We start from the raw sequence: 26,149 nt of genomic DNA, 5'->3' as shown, positions 1-26,149 counted from the left end.
CTTTCTTTTTTTTGCCACAGATTATGCAGATTATATGGATTTTTTATCCTAATCTTTGTCAGGCTGAGCGAAGTCGAAGCCAAGGTCCAATTGGAACGCCCTTCGACTTCGCTCAGGGTGACAAGCTAATTCATAAATAATTCTAATCTTTACAATCTGTGACAAAAAAACTTTTAGCCAATCAATTTATCGGCATACATTTTTTTTAGTTTTTGAATTTTCGGGTCAATTACAACTTGGCAATATCCTGCTTCTTGATTTTCATTATAATAATTTTGATGATAATCTTCAGCTTCATAAAAAACTTCAAAAGGTTTTAACTGCGTAACAATAGGATCTGCATATGCAGGCTGAACTTCTTCAAATACTTTTTCTGCAATTTCTTTTTGTTCATCGTCGTGATACAAGACAATAGAGCGATATTGAGTTCCGCTGTCTCCGCCCTGACGATTTAACGTTGTTGGATCGTGACTTGTCATAAATATAAAAATTAAGTCATGATATGAAATTATGTCAGGATTAAAACTGACTTGAATCACTTCTGCGTGTCCAGTTCTTCCTGTACAAACTTCACGATAAGCAGGATTTTTAATAAACCCATCTGAATATCCTGATTTTATTGATTCTATTCCTTTTAAACGCTGAATTACAGCTTCTATACACCAAAAACATCCACCACCAAAGGTTGCTACTGATAAATTTTCCATAAGTACTACTTTCTATTCGTTTATTGCCTATTAATTCGATAGGGTATTATGATAATTTATTAAAAAAAAGATCTTTTAACTAAAGATACCAAACAGATATTTAATGTTTGAAGTTTAGTATTGATAAATTCGCAATTTTATAAAAAAACGATATATTTGCATTCGAACACAAGGCACAACTAATGAATAGCAAAAATAATACCATGACCCTGGAAACTTATTTTCAGGAATTTAGACAAAATATTGTCGGTATAAATCAGGAATTTACGTCACCTTATGGCAGAAAATCAATCGTATATACTGACTGGACTGCCAGTGGAAGATTGTATCGTCCGATTGAAGAAAAACTTTTAAACCAATTCGGACCTTTTGTTGCCAACACGCATACGGAAACTACTGTGTCGGGAACTGCCATGACAAAAGCATATCATCATGCGAGACATATAATTAAGCGCCATGCAAATGCTAATAATGATGACGTTTTAATTACAGATGGAACCGGAATGACTGGTGTCATAAATAAATTTCAGCGTATTTTAGGGCTAAAAGTTCCTGAGAATTTGAAATCTTTTACGAATGTTCCTGCAGAGAAAAAACCTATCGTTTTTATTTCGCACATGGAGCACCATTCGAATCAAACTTCTTGGTTAGAAACTATTGCTGATGTTGAAATTATTCCGTCTTGTGAAAAAGGACTTTTTAATGTTGAGAATCTAGAAATATTATTAGAAAAATATAAAGATAGAACGATTAAAATAGCGTCTATTACTGCTTGTTCTAATGTTACGGGTTTAAGAACGCCTTATCATGATGCTGCAAAAATGATGCACAAACATAATGGGGTTTGTTTTGTTGATTTTGCTTGTTCTGGCCCTTATGTAGAAGTTGATATGCATCCAGCAGATCCAGAGGCTTATTTGGATGCTGTATTTATGTCGCCTCATAAATTTTTAGGAGGTCCTGGTACTTCAGGTGTTTTAATATTCAATAAGAAATTATACAATAATATGATTCCTGATTGCCCTGGAGGAGGAACTGTAAGCTGGACAAATCCTTGGGGAGAACATAAATACATTGACAATATTGAAGATCGTGAAGATGGGGGAACTCCTGGTTTTCTTCAGGTTATAAAAATTGCACTTGCAATTGAGCTGAAGGAAGAAATGGGAATTGAGAACATTATGCAACGCGAACACGAAATTGTAGATTATATTTTTAGTGAATTAGATCCTGTTTCGAATATTAAAATTTTGGCTGGACAGCACAAAGAGCGTCTTGGTGTAATTTCTTTTTTTATTGATGATCTTCACTTTAATTTAGGAGTTAAAATTTTAAATGACCGTTTTGGAATCCAGACTAGAGGTGGATGCAGCTGTGCGGGTACCTATGGACATTATCTATTACATGTGGATCAGGAAACTTCTAATAAATTGGTAAATGAAATTACAATTGGTGATTTGATCAAAAAACCAGGATGGATCAGAATGTCTATTCACCCAACGACTACTGACAAGGAAATTGCCTTTGTGTGTGAAAGTATAAAAGAAATGGCTGCAAATCATAAAACTTGGGCTTTGGATTATTCTTATGATAAAATGAGAAATGAGTTTATTCATAAGAATGCTACTTCTTTTGAAGATGAACTGGTAGCAGGATGGTTTAAATCTTAGTTTTTTAACAGCAAAGCGCGCGAAGATTTTTTTTAAATTATAAATAAACCCGACAGTTTTAAACTGTCGGGTTTATTATTTCAAAAACTTGTCATTTCGACTGGAAGGAGAAATCACATGTGAAATTATACAAAGATTGAAGTAAATGGAATTACTTGTGCAATTTCTCCTTTCAGTCGAAATAAAAAATAGTATTGATAAGTTTGAAATGAACCTTTGTCAAAGCTTTAATCTTTTGCAATGGTTTTTATATTTCTTATGAAAAGGATTCTTCAAATCTAGCCCCGATAGAAGTAGAAATCTTTTTGTGCCGGTGTTCGGAACAAAAAATTGAAACGGATAGCGGGACTGAACGTCTTGAAAAAACAAGAACTTCTGCTTCTAAAAAATCACATAATCAATCTTACACCTCCTAGATCTGAAACGCGGTAAGAAAATTTATTTCCTGGTGAACCGATAAACATAAAGTTTTTAGGGATTTTCCATTTTTGAGAAAGTTCATCTATAATCTCTGGTCCAAAAACTCCTTGAATTTCAATATATTCAATATCAATTCCATCGTATGCACGGTCCAGAACTTCCAAGTCTTTTCGTAATGCATCGTTATTGACGGTATCATTAATGACTTGAACTATTTTTAGTTTTTTTGTTGTTTCGTTATCTTCTACATATTGTAAAACCTTATTTAATATGGTAATATCATCGCCTTTTGTAAAGAACACAAACTCCTGAGAGTTAATTTCTGTACTCAAATTTTGCAGATAACGGTTGCTGATAATAACCATTTTTCTGAGTGGCTGATAAAAATATTCTAGAGCTTCAATTAGTAAACGGATCAGGATAACACGATTTAGCATAATTCCGATAAAGACCAGAGCAGGAATCATATATTTCAGAAAGGTATAGAATGAATTGATATTCAGTTCCATGTTTCCTAGAAAAGCGGCAATTACAAAACTTACGGCGGCAACAACTGCAATACCACGAGCACGTTCTGGCCTTGGAAGTTTTCTTCGTTTGTATTTTAAAAGTAAATTACCAATTCCGAACAAAGCCATTACAGCAAGAAACGAAAAAGTATAGACTCCCGCTAAAGATTCTAAATGACCGCTTGTAGCAAAAAGTACAGAAATGCAAAGGATTAAAAAGCTGATAACGATTCTGTAATGCGCTCCTCGTTTATTGGTTTTAAGGAAATAATTGGGGAGAATTCTATCTAATGTCATTCGGTTTAAAAGACCAGAAACACCAACGAAAGAAGTTAAAACTGCTCCACAGAGTACCATTACAGCATCGATTGAAATAAGCCACGCCAGCCAAGCGCCTCCAGTTGTTTGGCCTAAATGTGCTAAAAGGGACTCTTTGTTTTCGCCAACTTCTGTTAACGGAATTACACTTATCAAGAGAATAGCAATAATTGGATTAAAGAAACTTACAATTCCCCACATATTTCTAAGTGTTTTAGGAAAAACACCCTGTTCTTGCTCTTCGACAAAATTGGCAGAACTTTCAAAACCTGAAATTCCAAGCATTGCTGCCGAAAAACCTAAAAAAAGTGCTGTTTTGATACTTTCGTATGCAATAGGAGTATGCCAGTTGATGTGGAAAGTTTCTAAACCATGCGTTAAAACGAACCAGATGGACGCTAAAACCAATAAAGACAAGGTTCCAATATGTGTTAAGAAAATTATCACGGCTACAAAAGCAGATTCTCCAATTCCTAAAATTGCAAGTCCAGTAAACAAAACTAGAACAACAACAGTCGCAATAGTGACGTTTAAACCTTCGAAAATTCCATGTAAATAATGCATTCCTTCTGAAGCAGAAATTACGGCCGTTGCCATATAAGACAAGACCGTTAAAGTTGCGGCCAATGAAGCCAAACGCTTTGTAGAAGTATTTAGCAAAACATTGTAAGCTCCTCCATTTAAAGGAATTGCACCAACAACTTCTCCGTAAATTTTCCTGAAAAGAAATAAAACTACAGCGACAATTAGTAATGAAATCCAAGCATATTGTCCAGCATATAAAATAGTTAACGCTGAAACATATAGACAAGAAGAGCTAATATCATTTCCGCAAATGGCAGTCGCCTGTAATTCATTTAATTTCTTGTGTACGATTTCTTTCATCAGTATTTAATTAACACTTTAAGTAAAAAACAATAAGCAGCAAATAATCAGAATCGAGAAAAAGGCAGATATTAAATTGAAAACTTATTATACTTTTAGTCTTATAAAAGTATATTCAATTTAAGGATTTTATTTTGTTTCTTGAAATTTTTGTAGGGATAATAAAGCTTGGCTCTGAACTTTCTTCTGAAAAAAACCAGTCCAGCCTAATAAATAACCTGTAGTGCCAAAAGCTTGTTTTGACCATTTCCAAATATCAAAATTGTCAGTGTGTTTGATGATTAAACCGTCTTGGAAAACGAATTCAGCATAAATTCGATTTACTACTTTTCTGTTTGTTTTGCTGAAATTATAGGTAGCAACCCAATTTGCCGAACCAGTTGAATCGTCTGCTTTTACATTTGAAAATTCAATTTTTATATTTCCTTTACTTTTCAAAAGAAGCATTTCCCACATTTTAGCTACCTGATTTTCTTTTAGTAAACCGAAAGCGGGATCAATAAAATGAATTTTTGGATGGTAACATTCAATCATTGTTTTATAATCGGAATTCGCAAAAGCGGTATAAAATTTAGCAATTAAAGCTTCATTTGCATTCATAAGAAATATATTTCCGATAAATATAAGATTAATTAGATAAAAATGATCTTACAAGACACTAATTTCTTTAGCAGTATCAAAAGATTTTTTAGATTTATCGTAAGCAGTTGAAAAGTAATTCATTTTATTATAAGCTGTAAAATGTCCTGTTTGATTTCCAAAATTATCTGGACCGCCAGCAATTATAAAGCGTACGGCATAAATATCATTTTTCTTAAGCTTTAGCCATTCAGCTGGTGTAAAGTAGTAATAAGATGTTGTTTTTCCGTCTGTAGTTTCTTTTACATTTTTGTCTGTACATGCAATAACATCTGCATTAGCCAAATCTACATAAACACCTCCTGCAATTCTGGCTTTGTCATTTGAGGTATCAATCGTTAGTTTTAAAATACCACCTTTATCTGTTTTTGCAATTTGAACTTTTATCTCGCCAGTAAAGGCATATTTTTCGCAAATAAAAGTATATTCTTGTGTTGCCGGAAAAGGAGCAGAGCCTTTTACGGTTATGTTTTGCTGTGCAATTGCAAAAGTTGAAACAAACAATAAAAGAAAAAGTGGTAATTTAAAATTCATAGTTTTTAGGTTTATTGATCGGCTAATTTGGCATCAAATTTTTCATCCCAATCCATTGATTTTATTGCTGAAATAAGATTGTCTTCATTTACAAAAACACGTAATTCTTTATTTGCTACTTTTTTAGAATACAATGCGTGATAGCGATAAATAACTTCTTGCTTGGTTTTGTAAACTCCATCTAATTTTAAATCAATAAAACTTCCGTAATATTGTCTAAATCTTTGGCAGGTCTTGGTTAAACGCTCTTCTGTAGTGTTTTCCATTACCGATTTAGTTACTTCGGTTTCATTAAAAGGTTTAAATTTAGAAGTATTACAAGTTTCTAAAACTCTTTTTCCTAAATCATAAGCTTTTCGCTGCTGATTTGTATTCACTTCTGCGATAGCAACTTTTTTAATCTTTAAATCTTCAGTATTTCTGCTAACCGTTTTAGACTTACATCCGATTAATAACAACAAACATATAATCAATCCTGCTTTCTTCATAACTATTTAAGTAATTTTTAATAATAAGTTAGGATCGGGACAATTCTCAATATAAAAGTTTAGATCTTTTGCATTGCAAACACCAGGATAATCTCCCCAATAATTTTCAATATTATGAATGATTTGAAAATGGACATGGGGTGCATAATCTCCATTTACTGAGGATTCTCCTAAAGTTGCAATCGTTTCACCTTTTTTAAAATGGTCTCCGACATTTAAATTTTCTATACTTTCTAACGATAAATGTCCGTATAAAGTATAAAATTTCTCATTTTCCACGTTATGTTCTAATATTATTGTAGGACCATAATCGCCTAAACCCTCATTGTTTTTAAAGCTATGCACTTTTCCGTCAAGTGCTGCAAGAACATCAGTTCCTGCATCGGTCCATAAATCTAAACCAATGTGAATATTACGCTCTGGTTTAGATTCGTTATAAAATATAGAGCTTCTTTGGTATAAAAATCGTCCTTCGATATATCCGCCAAAAGCGACTTTGGCACTGTTTTCTCTTAGATAATTAAAAATATATTTCTCAAAATCTTCGGAAGTTTCCAGTTTTGCATCAACTAGCTCTTGATTCGAAGCTGATAAATTTAATGGTGCGTAATCCGAAATGTTGATTTCGGCATCGATAACTTTAGTAGGTGGTAAGGCGTTTAATATGGAGCTAAGGGGTTTCATAAAATGTTAAGCAACTTTATTTATAATTATTAATTCGTTGTGTACTTCTATTCGGGGCAGCATTTTAGCAGTAAATTTTTTTTCATTTACATCAGCAATGTACTTTCTGTTTCTAATGTTATGAGCTTCATCTAAAATCATAGTATTAAATAAAATAAAACCATTCTCTTTTAAAAGCGTACAAATTCGATCTAAAAAGAATTTTTCAAATAAAAAGTTTGGCATATTAGTATCTTCAAAAACATCTATAATAATAAGATTATATTGTTCTTTTGTTTTGAGTACAAATTCAAATGCATCATCAATTACAAGTTCTAATTGCTTAATTTGATTCAAATTAAAATATTCATTTGCAATTTGAATCATATCTTTATCAATTTCAACTCCTGTAATTTTTCCTTTATATTCTATTTCATCAACCAAGGTTTTTACGACACTTCCGCCGGCAACTCCTAATAATAAAATATGATCCATTTTTAAGATTTTATCGTAACCGATATTTCGTAGACCGTACCTTAATATGCGTTGCAAACTTCCGTATGAATAATTGGTGTTTTCAGAATCTAAAACTAATTCGCCATTGGCCCACGTAACTTCGATAATTTTACTTCTTGCAGATTTCTTTTTAAATATTTTTACTGGAATGATGTAACTGAAAAATTTTCGAATCATTTTAAATGCTTTTACTCAAATTTAGCATTAAATCTTTTATTTTGCACCAAATTTTGAATGATTAATGAAAAAACTATTGTACAAATTCATATTTTTCAAGCTAATGGGCTGGAAAATAGTAGGGATAGAAAATGCGGAAATAAAAAAATGTATCTTAATGGTTATGCCTCATACGAGTAATCATGATTTTTATATAGGACTTTTTACCCGAGGAATTTCTGGATTTGAAATGAATTGGGTCGGAAAAAAAGAATTATTCAAATTCCCTTTTAGATATTATTTTAGAAGTGTTGGGGGAGAACCTTTAGATCGTTCTGGCGGACTGAATAAAGTAGATTCCATCGCTGCTATTTTTGAGAGAAAAGAAATTTTTCGATTGGCTGTTGCTCCAGAAGGAACACGAAAAAAAGTAACAGAGATTAAAACCGGATTTTATTTTATTGCGCTTAAAGCGAAAGTGCCAATTGTACCTGTAACTTTTGATTGGGGTAAAAAAGAAGTGAATTTTGGCAAACCGTTTTTCCCAACTGGAAATTACGAATCTGATTTTGAAATTTTAAAAAAACATTATAATGGTGTAACAGGTAAAATTTCTGAAAATGCTTATACATTCTTAATATAGAAAGATCGGTCAATTTTGTATTTAAAACCTAATTAACATTTTTTTCGTAAGTATAGTTAACTATCAAAAATTATATATATGAAAAAAATAATTATTACATCGGCATTTTTACTAACTATTCTCGCATCATGCGACAGTAGCGATTCTGAAAAAACAAATTCTAGTGAAGCAGTATTGTTTACATCTAGTAACACTTCTGGAAAAATTACTTACCAAGACTTACTTTCTTCTTCCGCAACCGTTAAATCTTTTACTATAGCATCACTTGATGCTGAGGGTATATCTTATAATAGTGATACGGATGCAGTTATTGTTGCTTCAAGAACTAATAATAAATTAGAAACTTATACAGGAGTAAAAGACGCAGTTAAAACAGGAATGGATAACTTAAAGTTAACTTTGAGTGGCTTAAGTACTGAATTTACAAATGCAAGAGAAACTGCTGTTTCTGGTGATATAGTTGTGGTGGCACAGGATCAGCTTGCATCAAATGGTATGATAAATAAACTTTTTGTTTATAAAAAAACTGCAACGGGTTTTTCTCTACAAAAAACATTTACAACCGATTTTAAATTATGGGGAATTCATCTAAATGGAAATGATTTGTACGCTGTAGCAGATTTAACGGGTGATCTTGTTTTATTTAAAAATTATATGAATAATGCATCAGGAACAATTACTGCAACAAAGCGAGTTACAATTGCAGGTTTGGTACGCACACACGGAATCACATATTCCGCTTCAGATGATACTATGATTTTAACAGATGTCGGAAGTGCAACTTCAGGAACTGATGGAGGATTGATTTTTATAAAGAATTTCTCAAGTGTATTTAATTCAACTTCGGCTGCAGGAACAATTGCACTAACGAATCAAATTAGAATTTATGGACCAAATTCTCTTCTTGGAAATCCAGTGGACGTAGCATATGACCAAGTAACAAAAAAGATTTATGTTGCTGAAAGATTAAATGCAGGCGGAGAAGTTTTAACTTATACATACCCAACTGCGTCTGGAGATTTTGCTCCAGCGAATGTAAGATTAGAAGCCGGAGTAACATCTGTTTTTGTGTTGAGAAAATAATTCATAAATAATATTATTTTGCCTGATTCATTAAATGAATCAGGTTTTTTTTGAAACGCGTGAGAATCGCGTAAATAAAAATTTTCTTTACAAAGACTCAAATATGCGCTAATTTTTGCATTATGGAGAATAGTTCTTAAATCTTCCGTTTTTATAAAAAATAACTATTTTTTCAATTTCTTCATTTGCGAAACTAAAATTTAAGTTTTCCAGTTCTGATGAAATTTTCGTTTTAACTACATCTTCTTTTTCTGATTCTATTTTAGCAAATAAGTCTTCTTCAAAATTTTCTTGAGATGAAATAGGAGAGGTTATTTTTTTTATTTCGCCAGAAAGTTTTTCGTTGTCTTTGGGGAAATTTCCAGTTCCAAGCAAAATCCAATACAGATCTATTTCTGGAAAAACTTCTAAAATTTTCATTACAAAATCTAAGCTTGGCTTATTTCTTCCAGACAAAAGGTGCGACATACTAGAACGCTGAACGCCAATTTTATCAGCAAAAGCAGAAGTGCTTAAACTATAATAATCCATTACAATTTCAAGTCTCTTTACAAAATCTTCTATGTTTACCATTGTAAATTATTATTTAAGATTAAGCTATTTACAAATGTAAACAAAAAGTTTGTTAGAAAAAATTTTAATCAAAAAGTAAGTATATAAAAAGCACTATTACTTAAAGTTTTAATTTGATAATAGTAATTAAGTTGTTGAAATACAATAACTTTAGTCTTATTAATTTTAATGCAAGATTTACTATTCCTAAAATAGGGCTAATCTTTATTAATGTTTTAAAAAATTGTTTACAATATTAAATTGTTAAAGCTTTAGAAGATTTACAATTGTAAAAATAAAGATGTTTACTTTTGTAAACTAATCAAAAAGCAATGAATTTAGAACAACTTTTTACTCAATACAAAGAAGAAACAATATCAGGTAGATATCTTACTTTAGACCATATTCAACCACTTTTAGAAAAGCTTAATACAGACAATCAAGTTCAGGTAATTGGAAAATCGGTTTTAGGCGAACCTATATATAGTTACCAATTGGGAACAGGAAAAATACGTGTTTATTTATGGTCGCAGATGCATGGTAATGAAAGTACAACTACAAAAGCTCTTTTTGACTTTATAAATTTATTAAATGACAATACGGATTTGTCTAGGAAATTGCTCGAAACTTTTACCTTTTATAGTATTCCAATTTTAAATCCTGATGGCGCGCGACTTTACACACGTGCAAATGCAAACGAAATAGATCTAAATCGAGATTCTCAAGATTTAACACAGCCAGAAAGTACTGTTTTGCGTGATGTATTTGAAAGTTTTAAACCTCATTATTGTTTTAATCTCCATGATCAGCGTACTATTTTTGGAGCTGGAAATACAGGTAAACCAGCTACCGTTTCTTTTTTGGCACCATCATATAATGAAGAAAGAGAAGTTAATGAAAATAGATTAAAAGCTATAAATATCATTGCAGGTATAAATGAAGAGCTTCAAAAATATATTCCAGGACAGATTGGCCGTTTTGATGATTCTTTTAATATTAATTGTATTGGAGACACTTTTCAATTTTTAGGAGTTCCAACTATTTTATTTGAAGCAGGGCATTATCCAGATGACTACGAAAGGGAAATTACTCGTAAATTCATATTTTTCTCGTTAATTTTGAGCTTTAAATTGATTTCCGAAAACGATTTAGTTAATAATAGATTTGGTGAATATTTGAATATTTCACAAAATAACGTGGTTTTTTATGATTTTATGTATAAAAATGTCAAAATAAATTATGATGGTATCGAAATTATTACGAATTTTGTCGCACAATACAAAGAGGAATTAATCGAAAATAAGATTCATTTTAATGCTTACATAGTTGAAGTAGGCGAATTGGAAAAATATTTTGGACATTATGAATACGATGCAAAAGGGCAAGAATATTCAGACGATTTGTTCAATTTTCCAAAAGTGGGTCAAAAAGCAAATTTTTATTTAAATAAAAATGTTAAATTTGTTAACGGATTAATAAAAAGTTAATTTTTTTGTGAATTTGTTGTTTTTTATATATAATTTTATACTTTGTAATAGCAATTAGTAATATTAATTAAACAATTATGAGTAAATTTCGTTTAGATGAAGTAGATCACCAGATTTTAGATATGTTAATAGACAATACGAGAGTTCCGTTTACTGACATTGCAAAAAAACTATTGATATCTGCTGGTACAGTACACGTTAGAGTTAAAAAGATGGAAGATGCCGGTATCATCATGGGATCTTCATTAGCCTTAGATTACGATAAATTAGGTTATTCATTTATTGCTTATGTAGGAGTTTTTCTTAATAATACATCTCAAACTAAATTTGTATTAGAGAGAATTAATCAAATTCCGTTCGTAACTGTAGCTTCTGTAACTACAGGAAAATTCAATATCTTTTGTAAAATTAGAGCAAAAGACACTAAACACGCGAAAGAAGTTATCTTTATGATTGACGATATCGATGGTGTATACAGAACAGAAACAATGATCTCATTAGAGGAAAGTATAAACGATAAGAAGCGTTTGATGCATACTATTTTCAAAAATATGTAATAACTTTTCTTGAATGCTATATTAAAATATACCTCAAGTTTACTCTTGGGGTTTTTTTATGACTAATTAACCAACCAACTATAACACGATTATGTATACGTTGCCAAAAATTGAGCGTTTTAATCAAGATGTTCTCTCAAAATATCACATTTACAATAGTGTTTTTATAACATTACCATTTGATTCTATAGATAATACTGGAGTTCTACTTCCTTTATTTACAGAAACTTGCGAAACGGGCTTTAAAAAACAAGAAACTCCAAAAGAAATTTTTGATTTCTTCTCAAATAAATTTCTAAATAACGCTTCAGAGACTGAAAAAGTCGACTTAATGTTTCGATTTATTCAATACATTGAGCGTCAAATTGTATTATTTGATGCAATAGAAGATGCGGCTTTTCCAGAAGTTAATAATATGGAAGGGCGCGGATCTCTGCGTGATATCAAAGAAAAATCGGATGCAAAAGAGAAAGACGACGAATTGGTTGAGTTCTTAGAGAACTTTAATGTTCGTACGGTTTTAACGGCGCACCCAACTCAATTTTATCCTGGACCAGTTTTAGGAATTATTAATGATTTGACTGAAGCGATCCGCCAGAATGACTTGCTTAAAATTAAACAATTATTAGCGCAGTTAGGAAAAACGCCTTTTATTCAGCATGAAAAACCAAATCCTTATGATGAAGCGGTGAGCTTAATCTGGTATTTGGAAAATGTATTTTATGCTACAGCTGGAGAAATTGTTCATTATCTTCAAAAGAATATTAACGACGGAACACCAATTAAGAACCAATTAATAAAACTTGGTTTCTGGCCAGGTGGTGACCGTGATGGAAATCCGTTTGTTACTACAGAAATAACTCTTAAGGTTGCTGATCGTTTACGTACTTCAATTCTGAAATGCTATTATGTCGAAATGAGAAACTTAAAACGTAAGCTAACTTTCTCAGGTGTAGATACTTTGGTATCCGATCTTGAACATAAACTTTACCGTTCGGTATTCTATTCTAAAGGTGATATTTTTATTACTTTAGAGGAATTGTTAACGCAATTGAATAAAGTTAGAGAGATTATAATCGAAAAACATCAGTCTTTATATTTAGATGAATTAGAAGCTCTTTTGGTAAAAATCAATTTATTTGGATTCCATTTTGCGACTTTAGACATTCGTCAAAACAGTAAAATTCATAATAAAGTATTTAAGGATGTTGTAGATTATTATCAGAAATCTGATTCGACTATTTTTCCTGCAAATTATTATGAACTGTCAGAAGATGAAAAAATTGTTGTTTTATCGAAAGTTAAAGGAGATTTAAATCCAGCCGATTTTGAAGATGAAATTACAAGATCTACTTTAGAATCTGTTCAAGCAATTAAAACCATTCAGAAAAACAATGGTGAACAGGGAGCAAATCGTTATATTATTAGTAATAACGAAAGCGCTTTGAATGTTATGGAGACATTTGCTATGATCCGTCTTAACAATTGGGAAAATCCTACTGTTGATATTATTCCTCTTTTTGAATCTGTAGATGATTTACAAAATGCACATTCTATTATGGAGCAGTTGTATACTAATCCAGAGTATGCTAATCATTTAAAATCGAGAGGAAATGAGCAGACTATTATGCTTGGTTTCTCTGACGGAACAAAAGACGGTGGTTATTTAATGGCTAACTGGAGTATTTATCAAGCAAAAATTTCGTTAACAGAAATTTCAAGAAAATACGGAATCAAAGCTATTTTCTTTGATGGACGTGGAGGACCGCCTGCACGTGGAGGAGGAAAAACACATAAATTCTACGCTTCTTTAGGGCCAAAAATCGAAAATGATGAAATTCAGATTACAGTGCAAGGACAAACTATTAGTTCTAACTTCGGAACGTTAGATTCTTGCCGTTATAATATTGAAAATTTAGTTACTGCCGGTGTTACGAATCAGGTTTTTGGAAAGAATAAAAATGAATTGTCTGCTGATGAAACTCAGATTTTAAATCAGTTGGCTGATTTGGGATATCAAAAGTATTTAAGTTTTAAAAACCATCCGAAGTTTATTCCATATTTGGAAAAAATGAGTACACTGAAATACTACTCAAAAACAAACATTGGAAGTCGACCATCAAAAAGAAGCAAATCAGAATCTCTTGATTTTGCGGACTTAAGAGCGATTCCGTTTGTAGGTTCATGGAGTCAATTAAAACAAAACGTACCGGGATTCTTTGGGGTTGGTTCAGCTTTAAAACATTTTGAAGAATCTGGACAATGGGATAAAGTAAGTGATTTGTATCATAATTCATTGTTTTTCAAAACATTACTTGAAAATAGTATGATGTCTTTAGCAAAATCATTCTTGCCTTTAACAGCTTATATGAGTAAAGATCCTGAGTTTGGAGAATTTTGGAATATTATTCATAGTGAGTTTTTAGAAACAAAAAGACTTCTGTTGAAAATTGCAGGTCATAAAACACTGATGGAAAATTATCCTGATGGTATTGCTTCTATTCAGATTAGAGAGCGAATTGTATTGCCATTGTTGACTATTCAGCAGTATGCTTTGTTAAGAATCAATGAGTTGAACAAAGAAAAAACTCCAAACGAAGATTTGATCAAAGTGTATGAGAAAATTGTAACTAGATCTCTTTTCGGAAATACTAATGCCAGTAGAAATTCAGCATAAAACAGAATTATAAATTTTAATTTTATAAAAATGAATGTCAGCGATATTTTAGAAAATGAATATGCAGGTCATTTTGGAACTTATATTAAACAAGCGGGAGAAGGCAAATTACTAGAAGAGTTAGAGATTTCTCTTCATGAATTTATCAGATTTGTTCAAAACATTCCGATGGATAAATTTGATTATCGTTATGCAGAAGGAAAATGGACAATTAAAGAAATTATCCAGCATGTAATTGATACGGAACGTATTTTTGCTTACAGAGCTTTGCGTTTTTCAAGAAATGACAAAACACCTTTGCCTAGTTTTGAGGAACAGGATTATGCAGATAATTCAGATGCAAATGCAAGAAGTATTCAAGATTTGTTAACGGAATTTTCTGCTGTAAGACATTCCAATTTATTATTTTACAAAAGTTTATCTGATGAACAGCTTAAAAGAATAGGTACTGCATCAAACAATCAAATTTCTGTGTGTGCTTTAGGTTTCGTTATAATTGGACATCAAAAACACCATCAGAAAGTTTTTGAGGAAAGATATTTGTAGTACTTAAAATTTTTATACAATTAAAAAATCCTGTGAATTATTTATTTCACAGGATTTTTTTGTTTTGTCATTTCGAGGAATGAGAAATCGCACTAGAAACTCGACAAAGATTGAAAATTAGTATGAGGAAATACTTTTGTGATTTCTACTTTCGTCGAAATGACAAAAATGATTGTTTAATTAAATTGTTTGATTCTTTCTTTCTAAAAAAGCTAAACCAAATCGAATCTTATCGTAAGACATTTTTTCTTCAAAATATTCAAAGTAAGGTCTTAATGCTTCAGGTTTTTCCAATTCAATCTGCGCTTTTTCTATTTTTAGAATTTCATCTTCTGAAACAAACTGACTTGGATTTATATCATTTCCGTCAACATATAATTTTGCTAAATGAGAAATAATTGTAGTTTCTCCTAAATTTCGTTGTTCAGCCATTTCTTTTACAGAAAGTCCATTCTGAAATAATTCTAGCGTTTTTTTATATGTACTGTCTTTCTTTTCTTTTTTGACTACCGATTTGTTTCTATGAAATTCAATTATAGCATTAATAAATTCAGTTCCATATTTTTCCAGCTTTGCTTTTCCGACACCTTCAACCGCAAGGAAATCTTCATCTGTCATTGGTCTTAAGACTTCCATTTGCCTTAATGAAGCATCACTAAAAATAACGTAAGCGGGAACTTCTTCTTCTTGAGCAATTTCATAACGTAATTTTCTGAGTGTTTCGAAAAGTGAATTTTTAGTACTTTTAGCTTTGGTGACTTTAATTTCATTTTTATCAATTACCTTTTTAACAACGGTAGTCAATTTTACTTTTTCCCCTTCGAATAAAACTTTTTTAGCAAAAGGAGTAAGCAGAATTTTATTGTGTTGATGGAATGCAATTTCGCAATAACCAAGATTTATCAATTGAATAAGATATTGATTCCAATCATACCAAGAAATGTCATCGCCAATTCCGTACGTTTTTAGCGTTTGATAATTTTTTTCGTAGATATACGCGTTTCTCGAGCCTCTTAAAAAATCTACAATTACTGCCAAAGGCTCAGATTCCTGCAAACGAGTAATGGCCGACAAAGCTTTTTGCGCGAGAATCGTGCCATCGAAAAAAGTTGGCGGATTTTTACAAATATCGCAGTTTCCGCAATTCTCAGTAACCAATTCTCCGAAATAAGAAAGTAGAATTTTTCTGCGACAGCTTACAGCATCGGCATATTGTTTCATACGATCTAATTTTGCCAATTGAATATCAGCATTCAAACCATCTGAAGCAAATTTCTGTAGTTGGATAACATCTGCATAACTTTCAAACAAAAGAGTTTCGGCTGGCAAACCATCACGCCCGGCGCGTCCAATTTCTTGATAATAACCTTCAATATTTTTGGGAAGATTATAATGGATGACCCAACGAACATTTGATTTGTCAATTCCCATACCGAAAGCAATAGTGGCACAAACAACTTGGCAATCATCATTAATAAATTGATCTTGGGTTTTAGCACGAGTTTCATTATCTAAACCAGCATGATATGCTTTCGCTGTAATTCCATTCTTCTTTAATTTCTCAGCTAGTTCTTCTGTTGTTTTTCGACTTAGACAATAAATAATACCTGATTCGTTGGGTTTATTTTCTATAAAATCAATAATCTGTTTGACACGATCTAAAGCTGGTCGAACCTCCAAACTTAAATTTTTTCTATCAAAAGAAGCAATAAACGTTTTTGACTTATTCAAATTCAGTTGTTTGATAATGTCAGTACGCGTTGCTTTATCTGCGGTGGCTGTTAAAGCTAAAACTGGAGTAGAAGGGAAGCGATTTTTTAAATATCCTAAATTGGTATAAGCTGGTCTGAAGTCATGACCCCATGAAGAAATACAGTGCGCTTCGTCAATTGCTATAAGGCTGATTGTTAACTCATTAAAAGCCATATCTAAATAAGAAAGACTTTCAGGAGCAATATAAACTAATTTAAAAGTATTGGATTTTAAATTATCAATATAATATTGCTGTTCTTGAGATGATTGCGAACTATTTATAAAACAAGCAGAAATTCCGTTTGTTTTTAAACTATCCACTTGATCTTTCATTAAAGCAATTAATGGAGAAATTACAATAGTAATTCCTGGGAGAATCAAAGCAGGAAGTTGAAAACATATCGATTTTCCTCCTCCCGTCGGCATAATTGCTAATGTATCTTGCCCCGAAAGAATGGTATTTATTATGGTTTCCTGATTCGGTCTGAATTTTTCAAAACCAAAATTTTCTTTTAACGTTGCGTGTAAAATTTCTGAAGTCATGGGCGTATAATTTTTATATCGTAAGTTTAAAAATAAGAATAATCTTATAAATATAAAAATTTAATATTAGTAAGTATTTATAGGTATAAAAAAAGGAACCCAAGTTGAGTTCCTTTTATTTATTATAAAGAAAATGAATTAATCTTCATCATCTTCATCATCATCTTCGTCAGCAATATCATCTGGGTCTCTGTCTTCATCGTCATCATCATCTCCGCCATCTGTATCTGGTTTATCAACTGCATCATCGTCGTCATCGTCATCGCTATCGTCATCAAGATCAAGACCTTTTACTGGTTCGATTGTATCGACATCCAGATCAATGTCATCATCTTCATCGTAGTTTTCAATTCTGTCTGCAAGTTTAGTACTAATTTTTACCAAGTAAATTGTATCTTCAGTACGAACTTCAACAGCTTCAACCAGCTCGTTTTTAGCGTTTCTGAAACGGATTACATCCGAATCGTCATAACCATCAGGAAATTTTTCAACCAAAAGGTTTAAAATTTCATTGGTAAGTTTAGCGTAGTCTACTATAACTCTTTTCATAAATTATTTTATAAATCTAATAAATATGCAAAAATCAACGGAGCAACAATTGTAGCATCCGACTCAATAATAAATTTAGGGGTTTTGATGTCTAGTTTACCCCAAGTAATTTTTTCATTTGGAACTGCTCCAGAGTAAGAACCATAACTAGTTGTTGAATCTGAGATCTGGCAGAAATAACTCCAAAATGGAACATCGTGCATTTCCATATCTTGGTACAACATTGGTACAACACAGATAGGGAAGTCACCAGCGATACCACCACCGATTTGGAAGAATCCAATTCCGTTTGAACTGTTTTTAGAATACCAATCTGCAAGGAAAGTCATGTATTCAATTCCAGACTTCATTGTAGATGCTTTCAGTTCTCCTTTTATTACGTATGAAGCAAAGATATTTCCCATTGTACTATCTTCCCATCCTGGAACGATAATTGGTAAATTTTTCTCTGCAGCTGCATACATCCAGCTATCTTTTAGGTCAATTTCGTAGTATTCTTCTAAAACACCAGACAATAACATCTTATACATGAATTCGTGCGGAAAATAACGTTCTCCTTTATCATCTGCATCTTTCCAAATTTTGTAAATATGTTTTTGTAAACGACGGAAAGCTTCATGTTCAGGAATACAAGTGTCAGTAACACGATTTAATCCTCTTTCTAATAAAGCCCATTCGTCTTCTGGAGTTAAATCACGATAGTTTGGTACTCTTTCGTAGTGAGAATGAGCTACTAAATTCATGATATCTTCTTCAAGATTTGCACCAGTACATGAAATAATATGCACTTTGTCTTGTCTAATTACTTCGGCAAAAATTTTACCAATTTCAGCTGTACTCATTGCGCCAGCCATACTTACAAGCATCTTTGCGCCATCGGCTAATTGCTGCTCATAAGCTTTTGCAGCATCTACTAATGAAGCAGAGTTGAAATGCAAATAATGTTTTTCAATAAACTGACTGATTGGTCCTTTCATTTCTTTTGTTTTTGTTTTTTTTGAATTAAAAAGTTTAACCTTTTTGGATGTTAATGCAAATTAAGAATTTTCTAATTATATCCATTACTTAATCTGCCGTTTTTTTTTACAACTTTTTTTTATATCCTAAAATCTTTAGAACGTCGTCTGAAGTCTGTTGTTCTGAGAAAACCTCAGTCGCTAGAATTCCGTTTTCGTCTCTGTCAATTAAGATATGTTTTGGTTGCGGGATTAGACAGTGGTGTAAACCTCCGTATCCTCCAATTGTTTCCTGATAAGCGCCAGTATTAAAGAAACCAATATACAAAGGTTTTTCTTTATTGTACTTTGGCAAATAAATGGCGTTCATGTTTTGCTCAGAATTGTAATAATCGTCACTATCACAAGTAAGACCACCTAACAGAACCCGTTCGTAAGTATCATTCCAACGGTTAACCGCCAGCATAATAAAACGTTTGTTTATAGCCCAAGTATCTGGTAAAGTGGTAATGAAAGATGAGTCAATCATATTCCATTTTTCTCTATCATTTTGTTGTTTTTGATACAAGATCTGATAGATTGCACCACCACTTTCACCTACAGTAAATGATCCAAACTCCGTAAAAATATTAGGAACATCAACTTCGGCTTCATCACAGGCAATTTTAATCTGATTGATAATTTCATCAATCATATATTGGTAATCATATTCAAAAGCAAGTGAATTCTTAATCGGGAAACCTCCACCAATGTTCAAGCCATCTAGAGTAGGGCATTCTTTTTTAAGAGCGATGTATACTTTAATACATTTTACAAGCTCATTCCAGTAATATGATGTATCGTTGATTCCGGTATTAATGAAAAAGTGAAGCATTTTAAGCTCTAATTTATCATTTTCCTGAATTTGTTTTTTATAAAAAGAAACAATGTTTTTGTAACCAATACCTAACCTAGAAGTGTAAAACTCAAATTTAGGTTCTTCTTCAGCAGCAATACGGATTCCAATTTTGAACTTTCCTTTAATTTCTGCCTGAAGCAAATCTAATTCTTCATAATTATCAATAATCGGAATAGTATTTTTATGTCCGCTATTGATTAGTCTTGCGATATTGCTAATGTATTCGTCTCTTTTGAAACCATTACAAATCACATAAGTACTTTTATTGATTTTACCATTTTCAAGTAAGTTTTCTACAATATTAACATCAAAAGCAGATGATGTTTCAATGTGAATGTTATTCTTGAAAGCTTCATTCATAATATATTCAAAATGAGAGCTTTTTGTGCAATAGCAATAATAGTATTTTGCGTCGTATTTGTTTTTTTCCATTGATTTTCTGAACCAAGATTTTGCCTTGTTGATATTTTCAGAAATTTGAGGTAAATAAGTAAACTTTAATGGCGTACCATATTGTTCAACCAATTTCATTAAATCAATGTTATGAAAATGCAGGTTGTCTTTGTTTAATTTAAATTCCTCTTGTGGAAAGTAGTATGTTTGGTTTATTAGATCAGAATATTTTGTATTCATTTATTTGTCAACTTTTAGAGATTGTAATTTTACTTTTAAATTTAGTGTTTTTTTCTGTGCTAAATCTTCATTCAAACTCTAATATTGGCAAATATAATCGGCAGTTTTTCGTGCTCGGCTTTTGAACATTGGAAAACATCGAAACAGAACGGGCTTTTACTATTATAAAAACGATTCAACATTCTAAGTAAAGAACTGTTGAGGCGGTTTCTGTAAGAGCTAAATTGTCTTTGCTGCTTGTTTGTTTTCATGGGGCAAATGTAAAAAATAAAATATACCAAATGCAACGCTTTCGATTAAAAAAAGTTTAAGATTTATAATCTTGAAACGCGTCTAGAATTAATTTATTTTCAACGGATTGGTTAATTTTTATTTTCCCGATTCCTTCAATCAATGCAAATTGAATTAAACCATATTCGTTTTTTTTGTCGTGAATCAGCAATTCTAGGATCGGATCGATGTCATTTTCTTCAAAAATAATATCTTCATAAATACCTTTAATTATCGTTTTAATTTCTCTGTATTCTTCAGGTGAAATTAAATTTTTCTGTAAAGAAATATAACTTTCCAAAATCATTCCCACAGCAATAGCTTCCCCATGCAGTAAAGTTGTTTTTTCTGTGCTTTCTAGAAAATATCCTTCAATAGCATGACCTAAGGTATGTCCGAAATTTAAGGCTTTACGAATATTCTTTTCAGTTGGGTCCTGAATTACGATTTCGTTTTTAATTTCAACTGAACGATAAATTAACTGATCCAGTTCGTCAAAAACAATTGATTTTAAATCAGAAAACTGTCTCCAGTAAGGCGCATCATAAATTAAACCATGTTTTAACATTTCTGCCAAGCCAGAACGCATTTCGCTTTGTGGTAGAGTTTCTAAATATTGTGTGTCTATTAATACCATTTGAGGTACATTGATAACACCAATCTGATTTTTAAGATTTCCTAGATCAACTCCTGTTTTTCCTCCCACAGAAGCATCAACCATAGATAAAAGAGTAGTAGGGATATTTATAAAATCTACACCTCTTTTAAAAGTAGAGGCAACAAAACCACCCAAATCAGTAACAACACCGCCTCCAAGATTAATTACAAGTGACTTTCTATCAGCGCCTAATTCTGTCAAAACATTCCAAATCTGAATACAAGTCTCTATATTTTTGTTTGCTTCACCGGCCTCAAATTCGATAATTTCGATGTTTAAATCCGTTTCAATTATAGGTAGTAATTTTGGTAAACAATGCTCATTGGTTTGGTCATCAACAATGATGAATAAATTAGAGTATTTATTTTCTCTTAAATGTTTATTTAAAGCTTCGTAGGCATTCTCGTTAAAATGTACAAGGTAATTATTGGCTTGAATAGACTGCATAATTCTTTAGTTAATTAAAAGCACAAAAATAAAGTATTTTAAGCTAAATAAACTTCAAACTTCTGTCCTAATTTGTTTAAATACTTGTTTAATTTTAATTGTATAAATAACTCTTATGGTAAACATTTACTTCATAAAATAAGATTTTTACTTCTCTCATTAGGGATATTAAAAAATATGGCGCTGTTTAGTAAATAATATTCAAAACACTCTCTATATTTGCATAAAAAATAAATTTAATGGAAAAAATATTCGATAATACTCAAGTTGCATTTTCACTTAAAAGTGATACGGAACTTGACAGAGCTTATTTTCTTTTCAAAATGATTGACAGTGAGCCTTTGGTAAGAATTGGAACTGCTGTAACCAACTTTGCAATTAAAGCTCATTTACCAGTTGAAGGTCTGATCCGTGCAACTGTTTTTGATCATTTTTGTGGCGGTGTAAACGAAAATGACTGCCTTACTGTTGTAGATAAAATGTTTACTAAAGGTGTTTCATCAGTTCTGGATTATTCTGTTGAAGGAAAAGAAGAAGAAGAGCAGTTTGATGCCGCTTTAGAAATGACTTTAAGAACTATCGATTTTGCAAAAGAACGTTTAGCTATTCCGTTTGCTGTTTTTAAACCAACTGGTTTAGGTCGTTTTGAATTGTATGAAAAATTAGGAGAAAAACAAACTTTGACTCCTGCAGAGCAAGCAGAATGGGATAGAGTAGTGGCTCGTTTTGATAAAGTTTGTGGTGAGGCACATAAAAAAGATGTAGCCTTGTTGATTGATGGTGAAGAAAGCTGGATGCAAGATGCTGCTGACGATTTAGTTACAGATATGATGCGTAAATACAATAAAGAAAAAGCTATTGTATTTAATACATTACAAATGTACCGTTGGGACCGTTTAGATTATTTGAAAAAACTTCACGAGGTTGCTAAAAGTGAAGGTTTTTACATCGGAATGAAATTGGTTCGTGGCGCTTACATGGAAAAGGAAAACAAAAGAGCGGAAGAAAAAGGTTATGTTTCTCCAATTTGCGTTTCTAAAGAAGCTACAGATGTAAATTACGACAATGCTGTACAATATATGTTGGAGCATCTTGATAAAATGGCCATTTTCGCTGGAACACATAATGAATTGAGCTCTTATAAATTAATGGAAATGATGGCTCAGAAAGGAATTGCCAAAAACGACCCAAGAATCTGGTTCGGGCAATTATACGGAATGAGCGATAATATTAGCTATAACTTAGCCGAAAACGGTTATAATGATGCTAAATATTTGCCTTTTGGACCAGTTAAAGATGTTATGCCGTACTTAATTCGTCGTGCTGAAGAAAATACTTCGGTTGCTGGCCAAACAAGCCGCGAATTATCAATGATTAAAGCTGAACGTAAACGTAGAAAAGGGAAATAATTTTTAGTTTTCAGTCTCAGTTTACAATTGACATAAAAAAAAGCTCCAATTTTTAATTGGAGCTTTTTTCTATTTATCTCAAACTGGACTGAAGTCCAGCTCTACAATATTCTTTGTTCCTTCGGAACTCTTGTGAAGAGCCTTTGGCTCGATATATATTGTAGGGCTGGATTTCAGTTCAGTTTAAAAGTTGTTGTTTTTTTTATTGGATTTTCTATTTTAAGAATTGCTAAACTGAAGATTGCTTAGATTTTTATAAATACCGTTTTCAAGATTTATTAATTCTTGATGTGTTCCTTCTTCTGATATTTTTCCATTATCTAAAACTAAAATTTTATCCGCATTTCTAATTGTCGAAAGTCTGTGAGCAATAATAATGCTTGTTCTTCCTTCCATCAAAACTTCTAGGGCTTCTTGAACTAATTTTTCACTCTCGCTGTCCAAAGAAGATGTTGCTTCGTCTAAAATTAAAATACTTGGGTTTTTAAGCAAAGCCCTTGCAATGGCAATACGCTGGCGCTGTCCGCCTGAAAGTTTTACACCACGTTCACCAACCAAAGTTTCAAATTTCTCTGGAAATCCATCAATAAAATTGAAAGCATTCGCTTGTTTTGCAACGGCAATAATTTCTTCTTCAGAAGCGTTAGGTTTTCCGTAAGCAATATTTTCTCTAATAGTTCCGCCAAAAAGAATAACATCTTGCGGAACAATACTCATATTTCCACGAAGATCTTCTAAATCATAATCATGAATATTCTTTCCATCAACTATAATTTCTCCAGAAGTAATATCGTAAAAACGAAGTAATAGAGATGAAATTGTAGATTTTCCGGCACCACTTGGTCCAACGATTGCAATTTTCTGACCAAATTCTGCATTAAAATTTACGTCTTTTAAGACTTGAACTTCTTTTCTTGAAGGATAACTAAACGCAACATTTTTAAAAGATACGTTTCCTTTTATTTTTTCTATAGGGGTAGTTTTCGGATTCGCATTAATTTCTTCAGGTGTTTCTTCTAGCAATTCAAAAACACGTTCTGTTGCTCCAACCGCTTTTTGAATCTGTGCATACATTTCGGCAATTCCTCCGAAAGAAGCACCAATAAAAGTGGTATAAAGCACGAATGAAATTAAATCTCCAACACCTTCAACTTCTCCTTTAATAGTTAAGGTGATTCCGTACCAGACTACCGCAACCACGCACCCGAAAAGGCATAGAATAATAAACGAAGCAAAATAACCTCTGTATTGTCCTCCTTTAATAGCAATCTTTACAATTTCTCTAATTTTGTCTTTATAACGCTGAATTTCGTACCATTCGTTAGCAAAAGCTTTTACATTACTGATCCCTTGTAGAGTTTCTTCAACAATAACTTGGCTTTCGGCAACTTTATCTTGTGTTTTTTTTCCGTATTTACGAATGAATCTTCCAAAAATCACTGCTGCAATTGCCACAACTGGTACAATTGCCAACATCATAAAAGTCAGCTTCGGACTAATGCTTCCTAATATAATAAATCCTCCGATGATTAAAATAAACTGACGCAAAAACTCCGCAATTGTGGTGCTGAAAGTATCTTGCAATTGTGAAATATCTGCGCTGATTCGGCTATTAAGTTCACCAACACGTTTTTGAGAATAAAACGACATTGGCAATTTTATTAAATTTTCATATAATGCAAAACGAATATTAGAAAGAGAGTTTTCTGTAAAGTTTACAAATAATGAAATTCTGAAAAAAGAGAAAATAGCCTGAAGAACCAGGATTCCCATCAATCCTAAAGCAATTTCGTTTGCTTTAGAAAGATCTTTATTGGTAACACAATCAATCAGCATTCCCATTAATTTAGGAAAGGCGAGGGCAGTGGCGCTTGTTAAAAACAGAAAAATCAAACCAACGAAGAATTTCCATTTGTGGTTTTTAGCATATTTAAAAATTCGAAGTGCTTTTTGAAGGGAATTAGAGTTTAATTTAGCTTTCGGTAAATCATTTTCTTGAAATCTTGCCATTTGAATATACAATTAAGGTATGCAAAGGTATGACTAAGTCGATTTACTACAAAGAAATATTAAGAATTAGAACTTTTAATTTGGCTTTTTAACGAAATTACAAGAAAGAGTAAATAAACTTTGTTTTTTAAAGGTTTGAAAGATAGCTTTCTAAAGAAAAACACAAAAAAATATTTCATTTTTTTTATAAAAAGGCTTGCAAATACAAAATCTAAACGTATTTTTGCACCCGCAATCACAAAGATAGCAGCCTAGTAAAATAGGGCGATTAGCTCAGCTGGTTCAGAGCACCTCGTTTACACCGAGGGGGTCGGGGGTTCGAACCCCTCATCGCCCACAATTTTTTTTAAAAAAAGGCTTGCAAATACAAATACTAAATGTATATTTGCAGACGCAATCACAAAGATAGCAACCTAGTAAAATAGGGCGATTAGCTCAGCTGGTTCAGAGCACCTCGTTTACACCGAGGGGGTCGGGGGTTCGAACCCCTCATCGCCCACAAAATTATAAAAACTCCAAAGTCATTTGATTTTGGAGTTTTTTGCTTTATATAAATTTTCATAAATTTTATTGTATTTAGCGAAAGCAAAGAATAGATTCTATATTAGATTTACTTCGAATTTAGAAGAAAGAATTATTCGTCATAATCAAAAAAGCAAAGGTTTTACAGGAAATGTGAATGATTGGAAAGTAGTTTATACTAAAAACTACGAAGTGAAAGAACTTGCACATAAAAGAGAGCTGTAAATTAAATCCTGGAAAAACGGAATTAAGATTCAGGAATTAATTAAAAACGAGATTAGCTCAGCTGGTTCAGAGCATTCCGATTTTTAATCGGAAGTGGTCGAGGGTTCGAACCCCTCATCGCCCACAAAATTATAAAAACTCCAAAGTCATTTGATTTTGGAGTTTTTTGCTTTATATAAATTTTCATAAATTTTATTGTATTTAGCGAAAGCAAAGAATAGATTCTA

23 protein-coding genes and 3 tRNA genes are annotated in these 26,149 nt (G+C 32.0%); 12 read left to right on the top strand and 14 right to left on the bottom strand.

Annotation, left to right across the window (positions count from 1 at the left end; all coding sequences use genetic code 11):
- Positions 1-173: 173 nt before the first annotated feature.
- Positions 174-707, bottom strand: a complete 534-nt coding sequence (msrA, locus tag LL966_RS20775) for a peptide-methionine (S)-S-oxide reductase MsrA (protein ID WP_229355914.1) — start codon at positions 705-707, stop codon at positions 174-176.
- A gap of 182 nt (positions 708-889) precedes the next feature.
- On the opposite strand from msrA, the gene LL966_RS20770 reads away from it, so the two are divergent.
- Positions 890-2,377 carry an aminotransferase class V-fold PLP-dependent enzyme gene (locus LL966_RS20770; protein WP_229355912.1) on the top strand — a complete coding sequence of 496 codons (1,488 nt, stop codon included), beginning with the start codon at positions 890-892 and terminating at the stop codon, positions 2,375-2,377.
- A 389-nt stretch (positions 2,378-2,766) separates the two neighbouring features.
- Here the strand turns inward: LL966_RS20770 and LL966_RS20765 are convergent, their stop codons facing one another.
- The 6 genes from LL966_RS20765 to LL966_RS20740 all read right to left on the bottom strand — a co-directional run bounded on the left by LL966_RS20765 (position 2,767) and on the right by LL966_RS20740 (position 7,526).
- A complete protein-coding gene (locus tag LL966_RS20765) occupies positions 2,767-4,509 on the bottom strand; it encodes an APC family permease (protein ID WP_229355910.1) in 1,743 nt (580 codons plus the stop codon).
- A gap of 129 nt (positions 4,510-4,638) precedes the next feature.
- Positions 4,639-5,109 (bottom strand): nuclear transport factor 2 family protein, encoded by a 471-nt coding sequence (locus LL966_RS20760; RefSeq protein WP_229355908.1) that lies wholly within the window; start codon positions 5,107-5,109, stop codon positions 4,639-4,641.
- Between the two features lie 48 nt (positions 5,110-5,157).
- The gene (locus tag LL966_RS20755; RefSeq protein ID WP_229355907.1) at positions 5,158-5,682 is read right to left on the bottom strand and encodes a hypothetical protein; all 525 of its coding nucleotides are present in this window, start codon (positions 5,680-5,682) and stop codon (positions 5,158-5,160) included.
- Between the two features lie 11 nt (positions 5,683-5,693).
- A complete protein-coding gene (locus tag LL966_RS20750; protein WP_229355906.1) occupies positions 5,694-6,170 on the bottom strand; it encodes a hypothetical protein in 477 nt (158 codons plus the stop codon).
- Positions 6,171-6,176: 6 nt separating this feature from the next.
- Entirely contained in the window at positions 6,177-6,854 is a 678-nt protein-coding gene (locus tag LL966_RS20745; RefSeq protein ID WP_229355905.1) for a peptidoglycan DD-metalloendopeptidase family protein, read from the bottom strand.
- Positions 6,855-6,860: 6 nt separating this feature from the next.
- Positions 6,861-7,526: a spermidine synthase gene (locus tag LL966_RS20740; protein WP_229355904.1), complete on the bottom strand. Its 666-nt coding sequence runs from the start codon at positions 7,524-7,526 to the stop codon at positions 6,861-6,863.
- Between the two features lie 64 nt (positions 7,527-7,590).
- Between LL966_RS20740 and LL966_RS20735 the strand changes: the two genes are divergently transcribed.
- Both LL966_RS20735 and LL966_RS20730 read left to right on the top strand, forming a co-directional pair.
- Entirely contained in the window at positions 7,591-8,148 is a 558-nt protein-coding gene (locus tag LL966_RS20735; RefSeq protein ID WP_229355903.1) for a 1-acyl-sn-glycerol-3-phosphate acyltransferase, read from the top strand.
- Positions 8,149-8,226: 78 nt separating this feature from the next.
- Positions 8,227-9,231 (top strand): hypothetical protein, encoded by a 1,005-nt coding sequence (locus tag LL966_RS20730; protein ID WP_229355902.1) that lies wholly within the window; start codon positions 8,227-8,229, stop codon positions 9,229-9,231.
- Positions 9,232-9,351: 120 nt separating this feature from the next.
- On the opposite strand, the gene LL966_RS20725 is transcribed toward LL966_RS20730, so the two are convergent.
- Entirely contained in the window at positions 9,352-9,804 is a 453-nt protein-coding gene (locus LL966_RS20725) for a helix-turn-helix transcriptional regulator (protein WP_229355900.1), read from the bottom strand.
- Positions 9,805-10,115: 311 nt separating this feature from the next.
- On the opposite strand from LL966_RS20725, the gene LL966_RS20720 reads away from it, so the two are divergent.
- The 4 genes from LL966_RS20720 (at position 10,116) to LL966_RS20705 (ending at position 15,050) form a co-directional block, all read left to right on the top strand.
- Positions 10,116-11,270, top strand: coding sequence for a M14 family metallopeptidase (locus LL966_RS20720; RefSeq protein ID WP_229355899.1), 1,155 nt, complete (start codon positions 10,116-10,118; stop codon positions 11,268-11,270).
- A gap of 77 nt (positions 11,271-11,347) precedes the next feature.
- The gene (locus LL966_RS20715) at positions 11,348-11,827 is read left to right on the top strand and encodes an Lrp/AsnC family transcriptional regulator (protein ID WP_008468989.1); all 480 of its coding nucleotides are present in this window, start codon (positions 11,348-11,350) and stop codon (positions 11,825-11,827) included.
- A 91-nt stretch (positions 11,828-11,918) separates the two neighbouring features.
- Entirely contained in the window at positions 11,919-14,504 is a 2,586-nt protein-coding gene (locus tag LL966_RS20710; RefSeq protein WP_229355898.1) for a phosphoenolpyruvate carboxylase, read from the top strand.
- 30 nt (positions 14,505-14,534) lie between these two features.
- Entirely contained in the window at positions 14,535-15,050 is a 516-nt protein-coding gene (locus tag LL966_RS20705) for a DinB family protein (RefSeq protein ID WP_229355897.1), read from the top strand.
- 180 nt (positions 15,051-15,230) lie between these two features.
- Here LL966_RS20705 and recQ read toward each other — a convergent pair whose 3' ends face one another.
- The 5 genes from recQ to aroB all read right to left on the bottom strand — a co-directional run bounded on the left by recQ (position 15,231) and on the right by aroB (position 21,756).
- Entirely contained in the window at positions 15,231-17,345 is a 2,115-nt protein-coding gene (gene recQ, locus LL966_RS20700; protein ID WP_229355896.1) for a DNA helicase RecQ, read from the bottom strand.
- A 138-nt stretch (positions 17,346-17,483) separates the two neighbouring features.
- A complete protein-coding gene (locus tag LL966_RS20695; RefSeq protein WP_229355895.1) occupies positions 17,484-17,894 on the bottom strand; it encodes a DNA primase in 411 nt (136 codons plus the stop codon).
- A gap of 8 nt (positions 17,895-17,902) precedes the next feature.
- The gene (locus tag LL966_RS20690) at positions 17,903-18,871 is read right to left on the bottom strand and encodes a deoxyhypusine synthase family protein (RefSeq protein ID WP_095931202.1); all 969 of its coding nucleotides are present in this window, start codon (positions 18,869-18,871) and stop codon (positions 17,903-17,905) included.
- 106 nt (positions 18,872-18,977) lie between these two features.
- Positions 18,978-20,381 (bottom strand): type III PLP-dependent enzyme domain-containing protein, encoded by a 1,404-nt coding sequence (locus tag LL966_RS20685; protein ID WP_229355894.1) that lies wholly within the window; start codon positions 20,379-20,381, stop codon positions 18,978-18,980.
- 307 nt (positions 20,382-20,688) lie between these two features.
- Positions 20,689-21,756, bottom strand: a complete 1,068-nt coding sequence (aroB, locus tag LL966_RS20680) for a 3-dehydroquinate synthase (protein ID WP_229355892.1) — start codon at positions 21,754-21,756, stop codon at positions 20,689-20,691.
- A gap of 239 nt (positions 21,757-21,995) precedes the next feature.
- Here aroB and LL966_RS20675 point away from each other — a divergent pair, with 239 nt between their 5' ends.
- Entirely contained in the window at positions 21,996-23,165 is a 1,170-nt protein-coding gene (locus LL966_RS20675) for a proline dehydrogenase family protein (protein ID WP_229355890.1), read from the top strand.
- Positions 23,166-23,384: 219 nt separating this feature from the next.
- Here the strand turns inward: LL966_RS20675 and LL966_RS20670 are convergent, their stop codons facing one another.
- Positions 23,385-25,175, bottom strand: a complete 1,791-nt coding sequence (locus tag LL966_RS20670; protein ID WP_229355889.1) for an ABC transporter ATP-binding protein — start codon at positions 25,173-25,175, stop codon at positions 23,385-23,387.
- A gap of 262 nt (positions 25,176-25,437) precedes the next feature.
- Between LL966_RS20670 and LL966_RS20665 the strand changes: the two genes are divergently transcribed.
- From LL966_RS20665 to LL966_RS20650, 4 genes are all read left to right on the top strand, one after another.
- Positions 25,438-25,512: transfer RNA gene (locus LL966_RS20665), tRNA-Val, on the top strand.
- Positions 25,513-25,599: 87 nt separating this feature from the next.
- Positions 25,600-25,674: transfer RNA gene (locus LL966_RS20660), tRNA-Val, on the top strand.
- 71 nt (positions 25,675-25,745) lie between these two features.
- Complete coding sequence (locus tag LL966_RS20655; protein WP_229355887.1) at positions 25,746-25,922, top strand: GIY-YIG nuclease family protein; 177 nt, start codon at positions 25,746-25,748, stop codon at positions 25,920-25,922.
- A gap of 50 nt (positions 25,923-25,972) precedes the next feature.
- Positions 25,973-26,046, top strand: a tRNA-Lys gene (locus tag LL966_RS20650).
- Positions 26,047-26,149 lie beyond the last annotated feature (103 nt).

The sequence above is a fragment of the Flavobacterium chungbukense genome (assembly GCF_020805785.1).
Lineage (GTDB): Bacteria > Bacteroidota > Bacteroidia > Flavobacteriales > Flavobacteriaceae > Flavobacterium > Flavobacterium chungbukense.
This window is presented reverse-complemented; position numbering and strand designations above follow the sequence as displayed.